Origin of the sequence: Castellaniella sp. FW104-7C03 (assembly GCF_040276085.1) — a bacterium.
In the GTDB taxonomy this organism is placed as follows: domain Bacteria; phylum Pseudomonadota; class Gammaproteobacteria; order Burkholderiales; family Burkholderiaceae_B; genus Castellaniella.
The window spans coordinates 166,745-186,925 of sequence record NZ_JBELOK010000003.1 but is presented as its reverse complement, the minus strand read 5'-3'; the positions used below and the strand labels follow the sequence as shown (position 1 = coordinate 186,925).

Below are 20,181 nucleotides of genomic sequence, written 5' to 3'. Positions count from 1 at the left end.
CCTGGCGCGCGCGCAGCCCGTTGCCGGCAGAGGCCTGCGGCAAAGAGAAGATGGGTGCGCGTGAAGTGTTCATAGTGTGTAAGTCAAACACATTTTTTGTGGTTGCGCAAGGTTTGTGCGGCCAAAGGCCGCCATACCGTTGCTTAACTGTTGCGCTGGCGAGCGTCTTCGAGGGTGGCCAGCTGTCGTGCGGCTTGTTGCAGCCGTTGGGATCGGCCCGCATGGATTTCTTGCCGGGCCAGTTGGAGGTCGCCGACGCGCAGGGGCTCGTCGCGCGCCTGCCAGGCCCACAGCAGAACCTCCAGGGCGGGGGCTGACAATTGCTGTTCGAGCTGCTGAAACGAAGCGTTGTCTACCCACTTTTGACGTGACCGTGCAAGAATGCCGCGCACCACCTGGTACACCACCCAGGCTACGATGATCGTGCATAAAATAACCAGTGCAACCCAGAAGTACGGGTTGTAACGCTGCAACAAAGCCGTGGCTTCTGCCCCTACCAGATGGTTTCCGGCATAATCAACGCCGTTTCCAAACGCCAGCAGGCGGTTAAGCAGCTGATACCAGACCAATGCCACCAGCACCACCAGGGCGGCAGATGCTATCTTGGCGGTGGCCGTCAGCTTCAGCACAATGTGCCGCAGCAGGCTGGCGTCTTGTCGATTGGGGGTTTGGTATGGTTCCTGTGTCATGGCTTTGATGAGTTGAGTATGCGTACGCAAGCTTCCCTGGAGCTCGGCCAGCACCAGCAATTGACGCTGACCCTGCAACTGCGCCAGGGTCTGAAGCTGCTGCAGTGCTCGACCCAGGAACTGGAACAGGAAATCGCGCAGGCGGTGGCGGATAACCCCGTACTGGAGTACACCGAGCCAAGCCGGGAGATCCCGTATCCGGCGTCTGAGGCACCTGCCCCGGGTGATTCGTCTGCGCAGGCCGAGATGCTGGAGCGTCATTGGGTGCAGCCTGTGCGCCAGGCTGTCACGGATGATATCCCGGAATCACCCGCCCCGCAGAGCCTCACTGATCATTTATTGCAACAATTGCGCACGACGCAGGCAAGCGGGCGGGATCAGGCGCTGGTTGCCGTCCTGATCGGCGAGCTGGATGCGCATGGCTACCTGCTGTTCGAGCCTGCCAGCCATGCGGGTGCGCTGCCGCCCGACTGGCAGGTGGATGACAGTGAGTGGCAGGCGGCGCTGCGTCTGCTGCAGTCGTTCGACCCGGTCGGTGTTGGAGCGCGCAGCTTGCCGGAATGCCTGCAATTGCAGCTGCGTGCACGAGCCGCCGAGTGGCCTGCGCCGGTGCTGGATTGTGCCTTGCGCCTGACCCAGCATCTGCCCGACTTGGGCGCAGGCCGCTGGGCACGCCTGTGTCAGGCGCTGGCTTGTGATCGGGCGCATCTGGATGCCGCCCACCACGTGCTGCTGCAACTGGACCCCCATCCCCTGAGCGCCTGGGACAACGACGCCACCTACTATGTGGTGCCGGATATCTTCTTTTACCGGGCGGGTACGCGTTGGGTAGCCAGCCTGAATCCGGCTCTCGAAACCCCGCTGCGGATTGATCCCGAGCTGGCGCAGCAGCTGGAGGCAGCAGGGGGCACGCGGCTGCGCGAGCAGGTTCGCGAAGCCCGGCAATGGCTCCAGCACCTGAGCCAGCGGGGGCAAACCATTTTGCGTGTGGCCGATTTCATTGTCGATCATCAACAGCCGTTCTTTGAGCATGGCGAGTCCGCGATCAAGCCTCTGGTGCTGCGTGAGGTTGCCCAGGCGCTTGAGCTTCATGAATCCACGATTTCGCGAGCCACCCGCCTGAAATATGCACAAACGCCCTGGGGCGTTGTCGAATTGAAGCACTTTTTTGGCACCGCCTTGCAAACCACCTCCGGCGAAGACGCCTCGGCGCGAGCGATTCAGGCGGTGATGCGGACGCTGCTGGAGGCAGAGCCTGCCGACAAGCCGCTGTCGGACATGCGGCTGGCCACCTTGTTGGCCGAGCAGGGCTTTGTGCTGGCACGCCGCACGGTGGCCAAATACCGTGAGGCCATGGGGGTGCCGGTGGCCAGTGTGCGCAAGGCACAGGCACGATAAAAACGGTTGTGGCAAAAAGTGCTTGCCATCAATTTAAAATCAGATGATAATGATTCGCATGTATATTTGTGTATGCAACGCGATCAGCGAGCGCCAGGTACAAGAGGCGATTGCCCAAGGGGCGGCAGATCTTGGTGATCTGCAGGCCACGCTGGGCGTAGCGACCTGCTGCGGCCAATGTGCCCAAACGGCTACGGATTACCTGCCGGGTGGGCGCTACGCCACGGTGACAGTGCCGTCAGTATCTGTGACACCCGATCAGGTGGTTGCAGCGCCCATGCTGGATAGCACCGAGATCCGGCGCGTCGCCTGACGTCGTCTGCGGTTTATCGCCCAGGGGTTTGCTTGCGCCACATGGCCCGTATACGTGCCGGTGGTGCACTGTACCGTGCCGGCTTGGGGCAAGCGTGCTAGGCTATGGTTCGGTGCCCGTACCGATGCGGGCACTGTCCACCAGGAGCCCAGCATGAAAGGCGACAAGACCGTCATCAAATATCTCAATCAGCAGCTCAAAAACGAGCTCTCTGCCATCAACCAGTATTTTTTGCATGCCCGTATGTTGAAGCATTGGGGCTACGAAAAACTGGGCCAGCACGAATACGATGAATCCATCGGCGAGATGAAGCACGCGGATTTGTTGATTCAGCGTATTTTCATGCTCGATGGCTTGCCCAATCTCCAAGATTTGCACAAGTTGCTGATTGGCGAAACCGTGCCAGAAATCCTGTCATGTGATCTGAAACTCGAATCCGCTGCCCAGGACACCGTTAAAGAGGCCATGAAGTATTGCGAATCCGTGCAGGACTACACGTCGCGGGATCTGTTTCAGGTGATTCTGAACGATACCGAAGAGCACATCGACTGGCTGGAAACGCAACTGGGTCTGGTAGAGCAACTGGGCATCCACAACTACCTGCAGTCGCAGGTGTAATCGGGGCGCGGGCTGTTGCCACGCGCCTGATACAAGCCGTCAAACAGGGTGATGACGCCCTGCCCGGAGGCTTGGCTGCCCGCTGGCTTTAGTGTTGGGCGGGACAGTCTTTGGCCTTGCCCCAGGCCTGGTTGGCTTCGCAGTATTTGTTGCGGGCTGCCCAGGCACACGACGGCCGGGAGAAAAAGCCCAGATCAGCGCAAGCCTTAAGCTGCGCCTGAAAAGCCACCTGCCAGCTTTGATTGCCCTGAAGGGTGTTGGTGGCGGGCGCATCCGGAGGCGGCGGCACGTCGATAGGCTGTACCGGCTGGGTATTGACCAGAATCCCGGCGTTGGCAATACCTTGCAGGCCGCTGTCATCCATTTGCCCCTGTGCAGCCAGGGCAATGGCTTCGTCCATGCTGATGGTGGTGGTAGCTAGTGCAATGGGGCGGTTGGCGTCTATCAGGGGTGCGTTTTGTATTGTCCAATCAACCGGGGGCGGCTGGTTGGGTACCCCTAGGCGGCCATCTGACAACGGCTGAGGGGCGGAAGCAACAAAGGGCTTGCCATTGGCATCCAGTACCGTTGCATCGGCCACCTGAGTTATGGGATTTGGTGCGGGTGCCTGTGCTGGGCTGTGGATGATGAGCCAATCGCCCAGCCGCAGCCCGCCCCAGGCCGAAGCGGCGGCGGCAAATACCAGGGTGGCAATAATCAGACGCCAGGACATGGACGGGTTCCTTCGTCGGTTGATGCTGTGAACCTTGCCATTGTATCGGATGGCACGTCAGACGCCGCTGCCAAAAACCCGTCCGGCATGCTCGCGCATGGCATGAAACTCGATCTCCGGGTAGCGTTCCTGCGCCACACGTAGCTGTGCCGGGGACGTTGCTAAAAATGCAACAGCATCCACCACGTCGTAAGCAATGTTGGCATGGTTGGCGTCCATGAACTTTTTCAGGGCTTTGGGATCCTTGCTGGTGATCCAGCGGGCCAGACTGAATCGCGAGGGCATCAGGCGTGCATCGGCACCGTATTCGGTTTTAAGACGGTGCGCCACCACTTCAAATTGCAGTTGCCCCACTGCGCCCAGCAGCAAGGCGCCGCCTGCGGCTTCGGGGCGGAACACCTGGATTGCACCTTCTTCGCCCAATTGCGTCAGGCCGGTGCGCAGTTGCTTGGTGCGCAGGGGATCTTTGACCTCTACCGCCTGGAAGAGCTCGGGGGCAAAGAAAGGCAGGCCCGTGAAAGTGAGCGACTCGCCTTCTGTCAGGACATCGCCCAGCTGCAAAATACCGTGGTTGGGGATGCCGATGATGTCACCGGCAAAGGCTTCTTCCACAATTTCGCGGCGTTGCGAGAGAAACGATACTACGTTGTTGGGGCGGATTTCCTTGCCATTGCGGGCAACTTTCAGGCGCATGCCCCGCTGAAAATGCCCTGAGCTGACGCGCACAAAGGCCACACGGTCGCGGTGCGCCGGATCCATATTGGCCTGTACCTTGAACACGACTCCGGTGAACTTGCCCTCATCCGGTGCCACTTCGCGTTCGAGTGCCGCGCGCGGGCCCGGTGCGGGTGCGTAATCCACCAGGGCGTCCAGTACTTCGCGTACGCCAAAGTTGTTGATGGCCGAGCCAAAAAACACCGGAGTCTGGCGGCCCGCCAAAAAGGCGTCATGGTCAAACTCGGGGACGGCACCGGAGATCAGTTCGATCTCTTCGCGGGCTTTGTCGTAGGCGTCGTCAAAGCGTTGCTTGAGAATTGGGTTATCCAGTCCGTGGATGGTTTCGTCGTTGTGTTGATCGCGCTCGGCCCCCGGCTTGAAGACCCGCATGTGATTGTGCCGGATGTCGAACACCCCGCCAAAATGACGGCCCATGCCCACCGGCCACGAAAACGGGATGGCATCCATCCCCAGGTGGCCTTCAATCTCCGACAGCAGCTCCAGCGGCTCGCGCACCTCGCGATCCAGCTTGTTGATGAAGGTGATGATGGGCGTATTGCGCGCGCGGCACACCTGCAGCAGGCGGATGGTTTGCGGTTCCACCCCGTTGGCGGCATCGATCACCATCAGCGCGGCATCCACCGCGGTGAGGACCCGGTAGGTGTCTTCAGAGAAGTCCTGGTGGCCCGGGGTGTCCAGCAGATTGATGACGCAGTCGCGGTATTCCATCTGCATCACCGAGGACGCCACCGAGATGCCCCGTTGCTTTTCTATCTCCATCCAGTCGGAGGCGGCATGACGTCTGGCCTTGCGGGCCTTCACGCTGCCGGCGATCTGGATTGCACCTGCAAACAGCAGCAGTTTTTCCGTGAGCGTGGTCTTGCCCGCGTCCGGGTGGGAGATGATGGCGAAGGTGCGTCGGCGGGCGACTTCGGTGCTGAGGCTCATGGGCAGGTGTGGTTTAGTGCGTGGGCTTGTTTAGCAGCGCCCCCGCACGTGGTGCCTGAGGGCGGCTCTCGCGCCGCTGTGTGGAAGGGGCAGCGCCGGCCCGGCTGGTGCGGCCGGCGGGTGCGCGGCCATCCGTGCGGCGTGCATCGCTGCGACGGGCTTCGCCCGTGCCTGGACGGTCGGACGAGGCACTGCGGTGGCCATCGCGCCGGCCGTCACGCGCACCGGCGCTGTGGCGCCCGCCACTGCCGTTGCGCGCACCGCCACGGGTATCGCCAAGACGCGCCAAGGCGCGTTGTTCGCGGGCATCGGGGGCGGAGTCGGAGGTGACCATCGCCCGCGGGTTCCAGCCCTCGATGGTGATGGGTTCAATGGTTTGTTTGGTGAGATGTTCGATGGCGCGCAGCAGCTTGACCTCGGACTGATCCACCAGCGACAGCGCTGAACCCGTGCTTCCGGCCCGGCCTGTACGGCCAATTCGGTGAACGTAATCTTCAGGCACGTTGGGCAGTTCGAAGTTCACCACCTGGGGCAGTTGGTCGATATCCAGGCCACGCGCCGCGATATCGGTGGCAACCAGTACGGCGACTTTACCGTCCTTGAATCCCGACAGGGCCTTGGTGCGGGCCGCCTGGCTTTTATTGCCGTGGATGGCGGCAGCCGTCAGGCCGTCTTTGGACAGCTTCTCGGCCAACCGGTTGGCGCCGTGCTTGGTGCGTGTAAACACCAGCACCTGATGCCAGCCGCTTTCACGGATGATGTGGCTCAGGAGGTCGCGTTTATGGGCTTGCTCGGTCATCACCACACGCTGGCTGACCAGCTCGGAGGTGGTATTGCGCCGGGCGACGGAGACTTCGCCGGGGTTGTTCAGGATGCCTTGTGCCAGGCCACGGATTTCGTCCGAGAACGTGGCCGAGAACAGCAGGTTCTGGCGTTTGGCCGGCAGCAATCGGAGTACGCGGCGGATGTCATGGATGAACCCCATGTCCAGCATGCGGTCGGCTTCGTCCAGCACCAGGATCTCGACGCCGGACAGATCCAGCGTTTTTTGCTGTGCGTGATCCAGCAGACGCCCCGGCGTGGCCACCAGGATATCCAGTGGTTTGTGCAGTGCCTTGATTTGCGGATTGATGTTCACGCCGCCAAACATCACCATCGACCGAACCGAGGTGTACTGGCTGTACAGGCGCACAGACTCTTCTACCTGGGCAGTGAGCTCGCGCGTGGGGGTAAGCACCAGAACGCGTGGACGGCCCGGCTTGCGGCCCTCGATGGGGTGCTGAATCAGGTAATGCAGGATCGGTAGCGTAAAGCCGGCGGTTTTGCCGGTGCCCGTTTGGGCGGCGGCCAGCAGATCGCCGCCTTCCATCACCCGGGGGATGGCCTGTGCCTGAATGGGGGTGGGGTGCGTGTAGCCGGCATCCAGCACAGCACGCAACAAGGGTTCTGCCAAGCCCAGCGAGGCAAAGGTGATCGAAGTATCCAAGGGTAAGACTCCAGCGACAGCCTATCGCTCGAGTCGAGAGATACCAATCCAGGCGGACGAATAAAAAAACTGGAAAATGCCGCCGGCAAGATGGGGTGCCATGTAGTGCCGTGTCTGGTGACAGGCAGGCAACACCGGTGCCGGGGAAGGCTGTGCAACGATTGGCAAGTTGCACGAAAGGCTGGATTATAGCCTGTTGCCTGTTTTGGGGAAGCCCTGATTTGTGTGTGGTGTATGCGCCGCAGGGGTGTTGCTGTGAACTTGGCTTCCCTACAATACAGGTTCCCGGTTGCCCCGACGAGGTTGGCATGTTTCAAAGAACCCTAAAACTGGCTGCCCTGGCGGCCCTGGCGCTGCTGCTGTCTGGCTGCGGCTACAACGAAATCCAGCGCCAGGACGAACAAGTCAAGGCAGCCTGGTCGCAGGTGCTTAACCAGTACGAAAGACGCGCCGATCTGGTGCCCAAGCTAGTGTCCTCTGTCAATGCATACATGGTCAACGAGCGCACGGTGCTGCAGCAGGTTACCGAAGCACGGGCGAAGGTTGGGCAGATCCGCATCACCGCCGATGATCTCGACAACCCCGCACTGGTGGCACGTTTCGAGCAGGCCCAAGGTGCGCTGGGATCCAGTTTGTCGCGCCTGCTGGCCGTGTCCGAAAACTACCCCGATCTCAAAAGCGACGGTCTGTTTCGTGATCTCATGACGCAACTGGAAGGCACAGAAAACCGCATCACCGTGGCGCGCGAACGCTATGTGGGCGCGGTGCAGTCGTACAACCTCACCATCCGCCAGTTTCCCACCCTGATCACCGCCAAGGTGTTTGGTTATCAGCCCAAGGCCCAATATGGCCTGGACAAGGCCGATCGTGTGATGCAAGACCCCGAAGTGAAATTTGACGTGCCTGCAGGGGCCAGCAAATGAGACTGCCTGTCTGGCATACCTGGCGTTGGCTGGCCAATGCTCTGGCAGGCCTGATGCTGGGGCTGGTGGCGCTGTTGGCGCCGGCGCAGGCCGAGACCATCCCGGTGCCTGTCTGGACAGCCCCGCTGATGGACCTCACCAACACCCTGGATGCCAGTCAGCGGCAGGCCCTGACCACGCAGCTGCAGAAGATCCAGGCTACCGGTGGCTCGCAGCTGTATGTGCTGCTGGTGCCCACTACCGGTGATGACACCATCGAACAATACGCCCGGCGGGTGTTCGATCAATGGGAGATCGGCCGCAAGGGGGTGGACGACGGTGTCCTGCTGTTGGTGGCGCTGCAAGATCGTACCGTGCGTATCGATGTCGGATATGGCCTTGAGGGCGCCATCACCGATGCAGCGGCCGGGCGCATCATCCGCGAGCAGATCGCGCCGCGTTTTGCCCAGGGCCAGGTCTTTGGGGGCCTGCAGGCGGGGGTCAGTGCCCTGCAAGCCTTGATCGCAGGCGAGGCCCTGCCGCCGCCGGCGCCCACTGCGCAGGATGACGAGGGTGATATGGATCTCGCCATGGCAGCGCCTTTGCTGGTTTTCCTGCTGGTCATGCCTGTGTGGCTTGGCGCTGTGCTGGCCGGCGGGTTTGTGTTTATGCTCACCGGCAGCTGGCTGTGGGCCGTGTTGGGTGCAGTGGCCGGTGTGCTGGTGGGCGGTGTCGCCCGTGCGCTGGGGATTACCTCGCGCCTGGCCAATGCCCGGCGCTCGCGGGGCCGCGGCGGTGATGATGGCTTTGGTGGTGGTGGCTTTGGCGGCGGCGGTGGTTTTGGTGGGGGCGGTGGCTCTGGTGGCGGAGGCGGCGGTGGCCGTGGCGGTGGTGGCGGCGCTTCAGGTGGCTGGTAGCCTGCCGGCCGCCAGAGTGCTTTAAAGCGCCAGAAACAAGGCCTGTGCCATCTGCCCGATCAATTGGTCGCGCCGCATGTCGGTGCTTGGTTCGTCGCCGATTCCCGACCACTCCGGATGGCTGCGCGCCTCTTTGAGGATAGCCTGGACGTCTGCCGGCAGACGGCGCGCTGCTTCCTCGGGCACAGCTTCAGGGCTTGGTGCGTCTTCCGGGGCCTGGCCAGCATCGGGCAGCCCGGTACCCGTATCTGCATCCTGGATGGGCTCCGGGTGTGCCGGCTCTGGCGTCCAGTCCAGCAACTTGGCATCGATTGGCCGCATGGCGGCATGGCCCCGGCACTCCAGTGCACGCACCAGTGCCAGCTGGCGCAGGCCCAGCAAGTGCAAGACTGGATCATCTACCGTCATTTCCAGATTGCCGGCCAGCCGGCCTACCACCCGTTTGCCCCACTGATTGGCCCCTTGCCAGGCGCCCCCGATGGCTGCGCCCAGCAAGGCCGCAGCCCCCAGGCTCAGCCCGCCGGTCAGCATGTCGAGCGTGGCGCCGGCCATGGCGCCGGTGGCCATCCCCTTGCCCACCTGTACGCCAAAGCTGCGCAAGGTTTTGGGGTTGAACAGATCCATGCCCCAGCGTTCGCCCTCCAGGGGTAACGGGTGGTGCGGAAATGTGGATTTGCTGAAGCGATAGCGCTTGAGCAAGGCCTGTACACAGCGCTGTTCGCGCTCGCGGGTGCGCTTGCGCAGCACCAGGGTGACGGTGGCCATATGCGTGCCGTCCTGGGTGCAGGGCAGGCGCAGGGCAGCGGCATCCATCAGCAGTTCGGCCACCAGGCGAGTGGCGTCCTGCAGGCGTTTGAGGCGTTGCTCGCCCAGATCATGGCGCAAGGCCTGCAGCGTGGTGACGTGCGCATCAAGCATCAGGGCCAGACGGTCGAGCAGTTGGCTTTCACCATCCAGCGACGGTGCAACGGTGTCGAAGTCTACGGTGGCATGTAGGCCCAGCCGTGCCAGTGCCTCGCGCCAGTCGGCGATATGTGCCTGGGGGCTGCGGGTAAAGTTGAGCACCGGCAGGATCGGCCGGCCGCATGCTGCCAGCAGGGTGAGCTCGTCTTTGTGTTTGGGTAGGACGGGGTCGCGGGCATCGATGACATACAGCGCTGCGTCGGTTTCCAGCACGGTAACCAGCACGCGGCATTCCTGCTCGAAGCGCCCGGCAGCCTCGGGGCTGTCCAGCAGGCGCTGGATGCGATCCGGACCATCGGGCCGCTCGGTGGGTGCGATCAGCTGCTCAAGGTAGTCCAGCACGCCCATGGCGTCTTCAAGCCCGGGCGTGTCGCGCAGCACCAGCATGGGTGCGCCGCTGGAATTCAGCAGCTGTGCGCTTTCTACGTGGCGGGTGGTGCCCGGCTGATCGGCCACTTCGCCAAAGTACTCATCGCGCAGCAGCGTGCGCAGTAGTGAGGTCTTGCCCGTATTGGTATGGCCAACGACGGCCAGATCGATGGGGGTGGCAGATGGCGTCATGATGGTGAAGGTCCGAGAGTGCCCAGCCAGGCATCCAGGTGCCTGGCCTGAGGCAGATCGTAGCGTGAAAACAGGGCTTCCCAGGCCTGTTGGCGGGGTGCTGGCCCGGGCAGGCACCACACGTGCATCTGCGGGCAGCGCTGGTGCAGCTCGTCAAGCCAGGTGGCGCTGCCGCGGTCGGGGGTTCGGCGCGCATCGCACACCAGCAGCAGGGGTCGGGCGTCCAGGGTTTCACGCAGGCGCTGACGGTCTTCGCGGCTGTCGCAGCGTCCCAGGTTTTCGATGTGGCTGGGCAGGCCCTCCGGAGGCCAGGGCACATCGGGGCCAAGCTCCAGGGCAAGCACGGCGGGCTGCCACATGCTGCCAGCTGTGTGCGGGTGGTGTGCGGCCGGGGTATCGGCGGGGGAGTCCGGGCGGTCGATGCCCAAGGACTGGTGCGTGGGTTGCAGGCGCTCGCGCAGCTCGAGCCATCCGGGCAGGGCGGGGTTGATGTGGATGTGACGGAGCCGGCGCTTGAACCAAAAGGCGCACACCAGCAGCCCCAGCACCCGTGGCAGCCAGCCCCAGCACAACAGGTTGCCAATCAGCCATAAAGACCAATCAGCCTGCACTGTGGCGGGCGCTGCGGGGCCTCCCATGCTTTGGGCCACCGAAATACTGTCGGGCACGGGAAACCCCAGGGCGTGCGGCAGGCTGCCGAGTGTCTGGCTGAGGGTGACAAATGCTTCGGGTGAGAGCAGCGTGGTTTCCCAGTGAAACGTATAACTGCGGGTGCTGAGCAGCACGATCAGGGCTGGGATGGCGCAGCTGTAGGCGAGTGTCCACATGCCGTGGCTGAGCAGGCCCACGGCGGGTTTCCAGGCCTGGGCGCGCCCCAGCAGCGACACAAAGGACTGTGCCGCCAGGATGTGGTCGGGCCCGCGGGCCAGCTTTTTGCTTAACCACCACCAAAGCTGCGAGAGCAGCGTGCCTGCCTGTATGCCGGGCAGGCAGCCGATGAGCCAGATAATGAAGGTAAGCGCATGCAGGCCCAACAGGCCCACCAGTGCCATCGCCAGATTGACGGATCCGCGCGCGGGATTCAGGGCGGCCGTGGCGGCGCCCACGCCCAGCACCACGCCCAGGATTGCCAGGCAGATGAAGCTTAGGCGGGCAGCAAGCGCCCATTGCTGCAGGCTGCTTTGCAGGGTGCCATGCCGGGCAAGTATGGCCGCCCGGGCCAGAATGCGGGGCGCCAGGCCCTGCGCCTGGCGCAAGGCGGCCTGGTTGGCTGCCTGATCGTCCAGCGGGCCCCATTGGGTTTCACGCAGACGCACTGCCTCGGCCTGCCACTGCTGAAACAGCGGCGAGCGCACGAGCGGAGAATCTGCGGCTGAAGCCATAGCACTGGAATTGGCGGCAAAAAGAAGATGATACAGAGTTTTACTGCGGCCGGCCGCCAGTTAAATGGCTTACGGTTGGCGGCAGGGCTTCATCAGCGTGACATCACCATCAGTGGGCATGATGCCGCGCAAGGGCTGGCAATGCCCCTTGACGCACCAGTCGTAATCAGCCGTGTAGGGTGAGCGGGAGAGACGCAGGATCTGGAGGGGTTTGGTGTGTGGCTGATACTCGTACCAGCCGTTGGCGTAGTGTACGGCATCAGGGGGGGGATCCATCCCCGCCCCTGAGCCAAGCACACGCGCCTTACCTGCCACTAGCACGGGCCGGCCTTGGGCGTCGGTTTGCACGCGGTAGTCTTCTTCCCAGCGGATTTTCTCGATGGAGTGCGTCCAGGCCAGCGTAAACGCCTGGACAGGCACAAAGCGTGGTGGCAACTGCGGAGTTGCCGCCAGCGTGAAGCAAACGCCTAAGGCACCCAGCATCACGACGCCTGTGCCGCAGCCTCGCGGCGTGACTGAATCATGTGCCAGACCAGGAACAGGGCAGTGGCGGCAAAGCCGATATCGTCTGTGATAGGAATGGCTGTTACCAGCAAGGCTGCTGCCAGCACCACATAGACGCGCTCGAAGGCGTTCATGCGGGTAAAAAGGTAGCCTGTCATACCCGCACCCCACAGCGTGATGGCCACCAGGGCCTTAAAGACGATGTAGACGACGGCCAGCACCGCACTGATATCCCAGCTGTCAAAGCCTTGCAGCATCAATGCGGGGGAGTACACCGCCATGTAAGGCACCACAAAGCCGGCCACCGCCACACGCAAGGCCTGGAGGCTGATTTTGAGGCCGTTCTCTCGGGCGATGGGTGCTGCGGCAAAGGCGGCCAATGCAACGGGCGGGGTGAGATCGGCCATGATGCCGAAATAGAACACAAACATGTGCGAGACAATGAGCGGCACACCCAGCTTGAGCAAAATCGGCGCAGCCAGTGAACTGGTGATGATGTAATTGGGAATGGTGGGGATGCCCATGCCCAGCACCAGGCACGTGATCATGGTGAGAAACAGTGCCAGAAACAAGTTGTTTTCGCCAATGGCAATCACCTGGCCACCGAATTCGGCCGCCACACCCGTGAGGTTGATGATGCCGATGATGACGCCTACCAGTGCGCAGGCTGCGGCTACCGACAAAGCATTGCGTGCGCCTTCGGCCAGCGAGTTGATGGCTAGCTTAAGCGTATCGCGGCCATGGCGGCGAAACAGCAAGATCACCGCCAGCACGGCGATCACGACGAAGAAATCGGTGACGCCAAACTGGACGAACCCCGCGCAGGCAATGCCCAGCAGCAGCCAGAAGAGATAGCGCAGCATCATGGGTCGTGCGCCCTGGATGACGGCAGCGCCAAAAATCAGGATGACGGTAAGGCCCAGGCCGATGGTGCCCGAAAACAGCGGTGTATAACCCGAGAAAAGCAGTGCCACCAGGCCGATCAGGGGCAGCAGCAGATACCAACTTTTCTGGACGGCCGTCCAGGGGTTGGGGCAGTCTTCTTTGGCCAGGCCATGCAGGCCGCGTCGGCCGGCCTCGAGGTGCACGGTTAGAAATGCAGTGGTGAAATACAGAATGGCCGGAATGATGGCTGCCTTGATCACATCCACATAGGGGATGTTGAGGGTTTCAGCCATGATGAAAGCCACGGCACCCATCACCGGCGGCATGATCTGCCCGCCCATGCTTGAGGTGGCCTCGACACCGCCTGCAAACGCGGACGAATAGCCAAAGCGTTTCATCAGGGGGATGGTGAACTGCCCGGTGGTTACCACGTTGGCCACCCCCGAGCCATTGATGGTGCCCATCAGGCCTGAGCTGACCACCGACACTTTGGCGGGTCCGCCACGGGTGTGGCCCACCATTCCCATGGAAAAGTCGCTGAACAACTGGATCATGCCGGCTTGTTCGAGGAAGGCCCCAAACAAAATAAACAGATAGATGTACGTGGACGACACGTAGGTGGGTGTGCCGTAGATGCCTTCGACGCCGAAGCTCATGGTGCCGACGATTTGGTCGAACCCGTAGCCACGATGCATGAAGGGCCCCGGGATGTATTGGCCAAACAGCCCATAGGCCAGAAACAGACCGCAGATGATGGGCAGTGCCCAGCCCATCATGCGTCGGGTGGCCTCAAAAACCAGAATAATGGTGATGATCCCCACGACCATGTCGGAATCTGTCATTTGGCCGGCACGGGCAGTGAGATCAGACTCGTACACCCAGTGATAGAGGCTGATGACAAAGCCGATGGTGCCCAGCGTCCAACCGATGGTCTGGCCTAGGCGCCCGCTGCGTGCATACAGCGTAAACACCATCAGCAGTACAAAGCCTACGTGGATGGCGCGGATAACCTGACTGGAAAGCGGGCTGTACGCGGCGGTCCAGATCTGGAAGCAGGAAAAAATGACGGCAATCCAGAAAATGCCGCGCGGCATCGGTTTATCGACGTGCTCGTGAGCAGAACTCATGGTGTGTTCCAGGGGATAAAAGGACGGGCCGGGAGGGGGGCTTGCGGGGCGCCGTCGCGGTAAACAAAAACAAATTTCAGGCTAAATAAGCCCCCTCGGGGAAAACACCGGAGGGGGCTTGGGCACTGCGTGTGGCGTAGTGAGCCGATCTTATTTGATCAGGCCGACTTCTTTGTAATAGCGCTCGGCGCCAGGGTGCACCGGAACCGGCATGCCTTTGAGGGCATTGGCGAGTTCGATGGATTTGGCCGAGTTGTGTGCGGATTTGAGGGTGTCGAGTTGCTCGTAGAAGACTTTGGTCATCTGATAGACGAGGTCGTCGGGGACGTCTTTGGACGTAATGAGGAAGTTGGGGACGGCCACCGTGGGGACATCACCGGTCATGCCATCATAGGTGTCGCCAGGAATGACCGCTGCCTGATAGGCAGGGTTATTGATCTTGGCGACGACATCGGCAGGGATGGGCACTACGACAATCTTGACCGAGGTGGCCAGGTCGCGGATGGAGGATACGCCCAGGCCTGCGGATTGCAGGGTGACATCCAGCTGACGGTTTTTCATGAGCTCGACGGATTCGCCAAACGGCAGGTATTCAACCTTGTCGAAGTCGTCGTAGCTGAGGCCGGCTGCCTTGAGTACGGCGCGGGCGTTGAGCTCGGTGCCCGAACGTGCAGCGCCCACCGAGATGCGCTTGCCTTTGAGGTCGGCCAGGGTTTTGATACCGGACTCGGCGTTAGCGACGATCTGGATATAGTTGTTGTAGGTGGCTGTCATGCCGCGCAGTTTTGTGAGCGGTGCCTTGAAGCCGGCTTCGGTGTTGCCCTTGTAGGCATCAGAGACGGTGTCGGCCAGTGCAAAGGCGAGCTCGCCACGCCCGGCCTCGATGAGGTTCATGTTTTCGGCCGAAGCCTTGGAAACCTGGGCAGTGGATTTGGCGTCGGGGATGTACTTATTATAAATTTGTGACAACGCCACGCCCATGGGGTAATAAACACCGCTTTGGCCGCCCGTGAGGATATTGATGAACTTGGTTTCGGCGTGGGCCGGAATTGCTGCAACAGCGGCGACGGCCATGGCCGCAGTAGCCAGCCATTTGGTTAGTTTCATGTGCTTTCCTTGTGTATTGAGGGCAAAGTCAGACTGGCGATGTTAACAGGCCAAAAGCCGCATGAAACTGAGGAATCACCCTAGGGAGCGTGCGCGTGCGCAGGTACACTGTCAACCTGCGTACAGGCGCGTTGCCCACAGTCATCATGAAACCACCCTCTCTGCCTCGCATCAATTTGCTTGAGCCCGCCGTGATGCTGGCCACTGCAGTGCAGTGGCTGATTCTGGCGTCGTTGGTGGGTCTCATCGTGGGCACCGGGGTCAGTCTGTTTTTACATGCCTTGTTTTTCTCCACTGATAGTACCCTGAAAGTGCCGCACTGGGCTTACTGGCTGATGTTGCCGGCCGCCGGCCTGATCAACGGGCTGTTGATGGTCTATGGCTATCGGGCGCTGGGTACGCCGGGCCTCAAGGATTCCATCTTTGCCGCGGTGCACGAGCAAGGCGGGCGTATGCCTTGGCGCACCTTGCTGCTCAAGCCTGTGGCGGCCATCATTACGCTGGCCAGTGGCGGATCCGCCGGCAAAGAAGGCCCCTGTTCTCATTTGGGGGCGTCGTTGGCGGCCGTGGTGGGGCAGGTGTTTCGGCTTAACCGCGAGCTGCGCCAGCGCATTGTGGCCTGTGGCGTCAGTGCGGGCTTTGCCAGCGTCTTTGGTACCCCGATTGCCGGTGCCTTGTATGGGGTGGAAATGCTGATCATCGGCCGTATCCGCCATGATTTTTTGTTTCCCGCACTGATTGCCGGCATCACCTCATTTCAGGTCAGCAAAGGCCTGGGCATTGTCTACCAGTATTACGAAGTCCCTGTCCTGCCGGTGTTTTCAGAGTCGATTTTTTTGCGCACGGTGCTCATCGGCATGCTGTGTGGCGTAGTGGCCCGAATTTTTGTGGATCTCATCTATGCCGTGCGCAATGCCTGTCACCGCGTGCAGGTGCGCTACCAGATCTGGCCGCCGCTGATGCCGTTGATGGGCGGCCTGGTGCTGGCGGCCCTGGTCACCGTCATCCCCACTGATTATCTCGGTTTAAGCCTGCCCCTGATGGACCATGCCCTGCAAGGCGAGGCCATGCCCTATCTGGGCTTTCTCTGGAAATCGCTGCTTGTGGCTATCACCCTGGGCTCGGGTTTTTATGGTGGTATCGTCACGCCGCAGTTTGTTATCGGGGCTGTGGCCGGCAACGCCTTTGCCCACCTGTTTGGCATCAGCCCCACCCTGGGGGCGGCCGTTGGCCTGGTGTCGGTGGTGGCGGCGGCCTCCAATACACCGCTGGCAGCCATCCTGATGGGGGTCGAGCTCTTTGGTGGCGTGGTGGGCACGGTGTATGTCTCGGGGGCTGCCATTGCAGCCTATTTGATCATCGGCCACCGCAGCGTTTACCCTGACCAGCGGCTTGGATACGCCAAGTCATCCTGGATGCGGGTGCGTCCCGATATCCCAGTCGGCCAGGAAAAAACCCACCTGTCCTGGGGGCTGTTAAAAAGTTGGCGCCAGATGCGTTCGCAGGGCCTGCGGGCATGGTTGCGGGCCTGGTGGCAATCCGTCCGTCAAGGGAAACACACATGACGATCAGTTCAGAACTCCTCCTGGCCAGTATCGGCGTCATTGCGATGGCGGCCCAATGGCTGGCCTGGAAACTGCGCGTACCGGCCATTTTATTTTTGTTGCTCGCCGGTATTGCGGTGGGCCCCATGGTCGGCTGGCTCAATCCCGACGAACTCTTTGGTCCGCTGCTATTCCCGGTGGTTTCGCTGGCTGTGGCCGTGATTCTGTTTGAGGGCAGCCTGACGCTCGAGTTTCATCAAACCCGGGATCTCAAGCAGGTGGTGCGCCGCTTGGTGGGTGGTGGGGTGCTGATTACCTGGGCGGTGGCGGCCTGTGCGGTTCATTGGCTTCTCGATTTTCCCTGGGATCTGGCGATTTTGTTTGGCGCCATCACCTGCGTCACAGGCCCGACGGTGATTGCGCCGCTGCTTAAAACGGTCAAGCCGGTGGCCCCGGTGGCCCATGCCCTGCGCTGGGAGGGCATCCTGATCGATCCCATTGGCGCCATTCTGGCCGTGCTGTCCTACGATCTGATGGTAGCCTTGCGTACGGGCCTGGAGTGGGGCTACGCCCTGCTGTCTTTGGGGGGCACGGTAGTTACGGGTCTGTGCATCGGCATTGGTGCAGGCTGGTTGTTGGCCCTGCTGCTGCGTCGCGGCTGGATTCCGGATTCGCTGCTCAATCTCTCGGTGCTGGCTTCGGTGTTTGCGGCATTTTCGCTATCCAACGCCGTGCAGCACGAGTCCGGGCTGCTGGCCGTCACCATCATGGGGATCTGGCTGGCCAATCGTCCGGGGGTGCCCGTGCACGATATTCTTGAATTTAAAGAAACCCTTAGCCAGATTCTGCTGTCTGCCCTGTTTATTTTGCTGGCTGCCCGTGTGGCTCCCGGCCAGATTTTCAGCCTGGGATGGCCGGCACTGGCCGTGCTGGTGTGCATGTTGGGCATTGGCCGCCCCCTTAAGGTGCTGTATGCCACCTGGGGCTCAAAACTGAATTGGCGCGAGCGTGGCCTGTTGGCCTGGATTGCCCCGCGCGGGATTGTGGCCGCCGCGGTGTCGGCTTTGTTTGCGCTGCGGCTGGAGTCTCTGGATGTGCCGTTTTCGGAGCGCCTCCTGCCCATGACCTTCTTGGTGATTATTGGCACCGTCATCTGGCAAAGCCTTACGGCCCGGCCCATGGCGCGCCTGCTGAAAGCTGCCGAGCCTGATCGGGTGGGCTTTTTGATTTCGGGGGCCAACCCGGTGGCGCGTGCCATTGGCCGGGCCCTGCACGAGCAAAACATCCCTGTGCGTCTGTGCGACAGTGATTGGTACAGCCTGTCGAAAGCGCGCATGCTGGGCTTGCCCACCTACCATGGCAGCCCCTTGTCAGAACACGCCCAGCACAATCTGGATACCAACGGCCTGGGGCGCCTGCTGGCGCTGGGCACACGCGATCATGTCAATCAGCTGATCATGGTTCGAGGCCGCGATGAGTTTGGCAAGCAAAAGGTCTTTAGCCTCCCCTTGTCTCAGGATGATGATCCCTCGCAAAGACATGCGGTGGATCCCGAATATCGCGGCCGTACCTTGTTTGCACCCGGCGTGGGCTACTGGAAATTATCTGCTTTGCTGATGGCGGGCGCACAAATCAAGGCCACCCGCCTGTCCGAGAACTTCACTTTTCAGCAGTACAAAAGCCAAGACCCCAATCGGCAGGTAATCCCGTTATTTGCACTAAACCCCAAAGGGTATGCGATTCCCTTTACGCTGGATCAGGATCTGCTGCCCGAGGCAGGCTGGACAGTGATTGGCCTGCACGCAGCCAACAGCGAAAGCGCCGCTGCCGAAGGCCCCGATGAAAACAAGGGGGTAACCAACCTGCGGGCGGTGCCTGAAACACCACATGCTGCCTGAGGCAGATCGGGGTACCGCCATTTGGCAGACTTACACCGACAGATAGCGGTGTTGCGTCTCGGTATCCTGCAAAAGCGCCTGGCTGGTAGAGCCATGCACGATGCGGCCCTTCTCCAGGATATAAGCGTGTTTGGCGTGTTTGAGCGCAAAGTGCACGCTTTGGTCGGTGAACAGGATGGTGGTGGTGGCCGAGAGCGAGTCGATCAGTTGCCCGATTTGCTGCACGATAACTGGCGCCAGGCCTTCGTTGGGCTCGTCAAGCAACAGCAGTTTCGGCTGGCTCATCAAAGACCGCGCCACTGCCAGCATCTGCTGTTGCCCACCCGACAATTTCCCGCCATCGCGGTTGGCAAGCTCGGCCAGCATGGGGTATTGGTCGAAGATGCGTTCGACTGTCCAGGTGTGTGTGCTTCCCGGCCGGTGGTATTCGCCGATTTCCAGGTTTTCGCGCACAGACAGCGTAGGAAAAATGCGCCGGTCTTCGGGTACCAGGCTGATGCCCATGCGGGCGATACGCCAGGCCGGCAACCCGGCAATGTTCTTGCCCTCGAAATGGATGGCGCCCTGGCGCGGTGGGGTAAGCCCCATGATGCTGCGCAGAGTGGTGGTTTTGCCCGCACCGTTGCGTCCCAGAAGGCATACGGTTTCGCCTGCCTTGAGCTCAAGTGACACCCCCTGGAGGGCGTGGCTTTCGCCGTAGAAAGTATGGATGTCCTGCACCGCCAGCATCAGGTTTGCTCCGTCACGGGGTCTTCCTCGCCCAGGTAGGCGCGCCGTACTTCGGGGTTGGCGCGCACACGCTCGGGGCTGTCAAGCATCAGGCGGCTGCCGCGATGCATCACCAGGATGCGGTCGGCAAGGTCGAACACCACCCGCATATCGTGTTCGGTAACCAGAAATGTGTATTTGCCCGTCTGGGCAAGCCCTCGTACAAGCTCTATCACGCGCCCGGTTTCGTCGGGGGTCATTCCGGCGGTGGGTTCGTCCAGCAGAACAAGCTCTGGCCGGATGGCCAGAACCATGGCGATCTCTACCAGGCGTTTGTCACCGTAGCTGATGGTGCCGGCGATCTGGTCGGCCAGGTGAGTGAGGCCGAGGTCTTGGAGCAGCTGTGTGGCTTGCTGGTGCACCTGCTGGTTGTCTGATGCACGGTTAAGCCAGCGGCGGCTTTCGCCCTGTTGCACCGTGATGGCTACCTCGACGTTCTCGCGCACGCTCATCTCGGGGAAAATATTATTGATCTGAAAAGAGCGGGAGATCCCCATGCGGCTGACCACATGCGGGGCAAGGCCGCTGATTTCTTTACCCTTGAAACGGACACTGCCGCTGCTGGGGTTCAGGCGCCCGGACAGCAGATTGTAAAAAGTGGTTTTTCCTGCACCATTTGGCCCGATGATGGCCAGGGTTTCGCCCGCCTGTACATCCAGGCTGATGTCGGTAACCGCCTGCACGCCGCCAAAGTGCTTGGTCAGGCCCTTGATGCTGAGGATGGGGGACGATGTGGCCATGG

The 20,181-nt window shown here is 61.5% G+C and carries 18 protein-coding genes; 7 read left to right on the top strand and 11 right to left on the bottom strand.

Annotated elements, in window-relative coordinates; genetic code table 11:
* Window positions 1-143: 143 nt before the first annotated feature.
* The gene (locus tag ABS758_RS04875; RefSeq protein WP_350381121.1) at window positions 144-689 is read right to left on the bottom strand and encodes a hypothetical protein; all 546 of its coding nucleotides are present in this window, start codon (window positions 687-689) and stop codon (window positions 144-146) included.
* 18 nt (window positions 690-707) lie between these two features.
* Between ABS758_RS04875 and rpoN the strand changes: the two genes are divergently transcribed.
* The 3 genes from rpoN (at window position 708) to bfr (ending at window position 3,018) form a co-directional block, all read left to right on the top strand.
* On the top strand, window positions 708-2,087 hold the full coding sequence (gene rpoN / locus ABS758_RS04870) for an RNA polymerase factor sigma-54 (RefSeq protein WP_350381119.1): 1,380 nt from the start codon (window positions 708-710) through the stop codon (window positions 2,085-2,087).
* A 58-nt stretch (window positions 2,088-2,145) separates the two neighbouring features.
* Window positions 2,146-2,400 (top strand): (2Fe-2S)-binding protein, encoded by a 255-nt coding sequence (locus ABS758_RS04865; RefSeq protein ID WP_350381328.1) that lies wholly within the window; start codon window positions 2,146-2,148, stop codon window positions 2,398-2,400.
* A gap of 153 nt (window positions 2,401-2,553) precedes the next feature.
* Window positions 2,554-3,018 (top strand): bacterioferritin, encoded by a 465-nt coding sequence (bfr, locus tag ABS758_RS04860; RefSeq protein ID WP_350381117.1) that lies wholly within the window; start codon window positions 2,554-2,556, stop codon window positions 3,016-3,018.
* Window positions 3,019-3,106: 88 nt separating this feature from the next.
* Here the strand turns inward: bfr and ABS758_RS04855 are convergent, their stop codons facing one another.
* Genes ABS758_RS04855 through ABS758_RS04845 form a run of 3 tightly spaced genes read right to left on the bottom strand, consistent with a single transcriptional unit; the run spans window position 3,107 to window position 6,881 of the window.
* A complete protein-coding gene (locus tag ABS758_RS04855) occupies window positions 3,107-3,730 on the bottom strand; it encodes a hypothetical protein (protein ID WP_350381115.1) in 624 nt (207 codons plus the stop codon).
* Between the two features lie 57 nt (window positions 3,731-3,787).
* Window positions 3,788-5,395, bottom strand: a complete 1,608-nt coding sequence (locus ABS758_RS04850; protein ID WP_350381113.1) for a peptide chain release factor 3 — start codon at window positions 5,393-5,395, stop codon at window positions 3,788-3,790.
* A gap of 13 nt (window positions 5,396-5,408) precedes the next feature.
* Complete coding sequence (locus tag ABS758_RS04845; protein ID WP_350381111.1) at window positions 5,409-6,881, bottom strand: DEAD/DEAH box helicase; 1,473 nt, start codon at window positions 6,879-6,881, stop codon at window positions 5,409-5,411.
* Between the two features lie 308 nt (window positions 6,882-7,189).
* Between ABS758_RS04845 and ABS758_RS04840 the strand changes: the two genes are divergently transcribed.
* Both ABS758_RS04840 and ABS758_RS04835 read left to right on the top strand, forming a co-directional pair.
* Window positions 7,190-7,804: a LemA family protein gene (locus ABS758_RS04840; protein WP_350381110.1), complete on the top strand. Its 615-nt coding sequence runs from the start codon at window positions 7,190-7,192 to the stop codon at window positions 7,802-7,804.
* Window positions 7,801-8,700, top strand: coding sequence for a TPM domain-containing protein (locus ABS758_RS04835; RefSeq protein WP_350381109.1), 900 nt, complete (start codon window positions 7,801-7,803; stop codon window positions 8,698-8,700). The genes ABS758_RS04840 and ABS758_RS04835 overlap by 4 nt, the downstream gene beginning before the upstream one ends.
* Before the next feature lie 21 nt (window positions 8,701-8,721).
* On the opposite strand, the gene ABS758_RS04830 is transcribed toward ABS758_RS04835, so the two are convergent.
* The 5 genes from ABS758_RS04830 to ABS758_RS04810 all read right to left on the bottom strand — a co-directional run bounded on the left by ABS758_RS04830 (window position 8,722) and on the right by ABS758_RS04810 (window position 15,229).
* Entirely contained in the window at window positions 8,722-10,224 is a 1,503-nt protein-coding gene (locus tag ABS758_RS04830) for a GTPase/DUF3482 domain-containing protein (protein WP_350381107.1), read from the bottom strand.
* Window positions 10,221-11,606: a DUF2868 domain-containing protein gene (locus tag ABS758_RS04825; RefSeq protein ID WP_350381105.1), complete on the bottom strand. Its 1,386-nt coding sequence runs from the start codon at window positions 11,604-11,606 to the stop codon at window positions 10,221-10,223. Before ABS758_RS04825 ends, ABS758_RS04830 begins: the two co-directional genes overlap by 4 nt.
* Window positions 11,607-11,675: 69 nt before the next feature.
* Window positions 11,676-12,089 carry a DUF1850 domain-containing protein gene (locus tag ABS758_RS04820; RefSeq protein ID WP_350381104.1) on the bottom strand — a complete coding sequence of 138 codons (414 nt, stop codon included), beginning with the start codon at window positions 12,087-12,089 and terminating at the stop codon, window positions 11,676-11,678.
* Window positions 12,089-14,122 carry a TRAP transporter permease gene (locus ABS758_RS04815; protein WP_350381102.1) on the bottom strand — a complete coding sequence of 678 codons (2,034 nt, stop codon included), beginning with the start codon at window positions 14,120-14,122 and terminating at the stop codon, window positions 12,089-12,091. Before ABS758_RS04815 ends, ABS758_RS04820 begins: the two co-directional genes overlap by 1 nt.
* Before the next feature lie 150 nt (window positions 14,123-14,272).
* Window positions 14,273-15,229, bottom strand: a complete 957-nt coding sequence (locus tag ABS758_RS04810; RefSeq protein WP_350381100.1) for a TAXI family TRAP transporter solute-binding subunit — start codon at window positions 15,227-15,229, stop codon at window positions 14,273-14,275.
* Between the two features lie 95 nt (window positions 15,230-15,324).
* Between ABS758_RS04810 and ABS758_RS04805 the strand changes: the two genes are divergently transcribed.
* Together ABS758_RS04805 and ABS758_RS04800 are read left to right on the top strand one after the other, a co-directional pair.
* Entirely contained in the window at window positions 15,325-16,794 is a 1,470-nt protein-coding gene (locus tag ABS758_RS04805) for a chloride channel protein (RefSeq protein ID WP_350381098.1), read from the top strand.
* Window positions 16,791-18,671, top strand: coding sequence for a cation:proton antiporter (locus tag ABS758_RS04800; protein ID WP_350381097.1), 1,881 nt, complete (start codon window positions 16,791-16,793; stop codon window positions 18,669-18,671). The genes ABS758_RS04805 and ABS758_RS04800 overlap by 4 nt, the downstream gene beginning before the upstream one ends.
* Window positions 18,672-18,701: 30 nt before the next feature.
* On the opposite strand, the gene ABS758_RS04795 is transcribed toward ABS758_RS04800, so the two are convergent.
* Window positions 18,702-19,400 (bottom strand): ABC transporter ATP-binding protein, encoded by a 699-nt coding sequence (locus tag ABS758_RS04795; protein ID WP_350381095.1) that lies wholly within the window; start codon window positions 19,398-19,400, stop codon window positions 18,702-18,704.
* Window positions 19,400-20,179: an ABC transporter ATP-binding protein gene (locus ABS758_RS04790; protein ID WP_350381093.1), complete on the bottom strand. Its 780-nt coding sequence runs from the start codon at window positions 20,177-20,179 to the stop codon at window positions 19,400-19,402. The genes ABS758_RS04795 and ABS758_RS04790 overlap by 1 nt, the downstream gene beginning before the upstream one ends.
* Window positions 20,180-20,181: the final 2 nt, after the last annotated feature.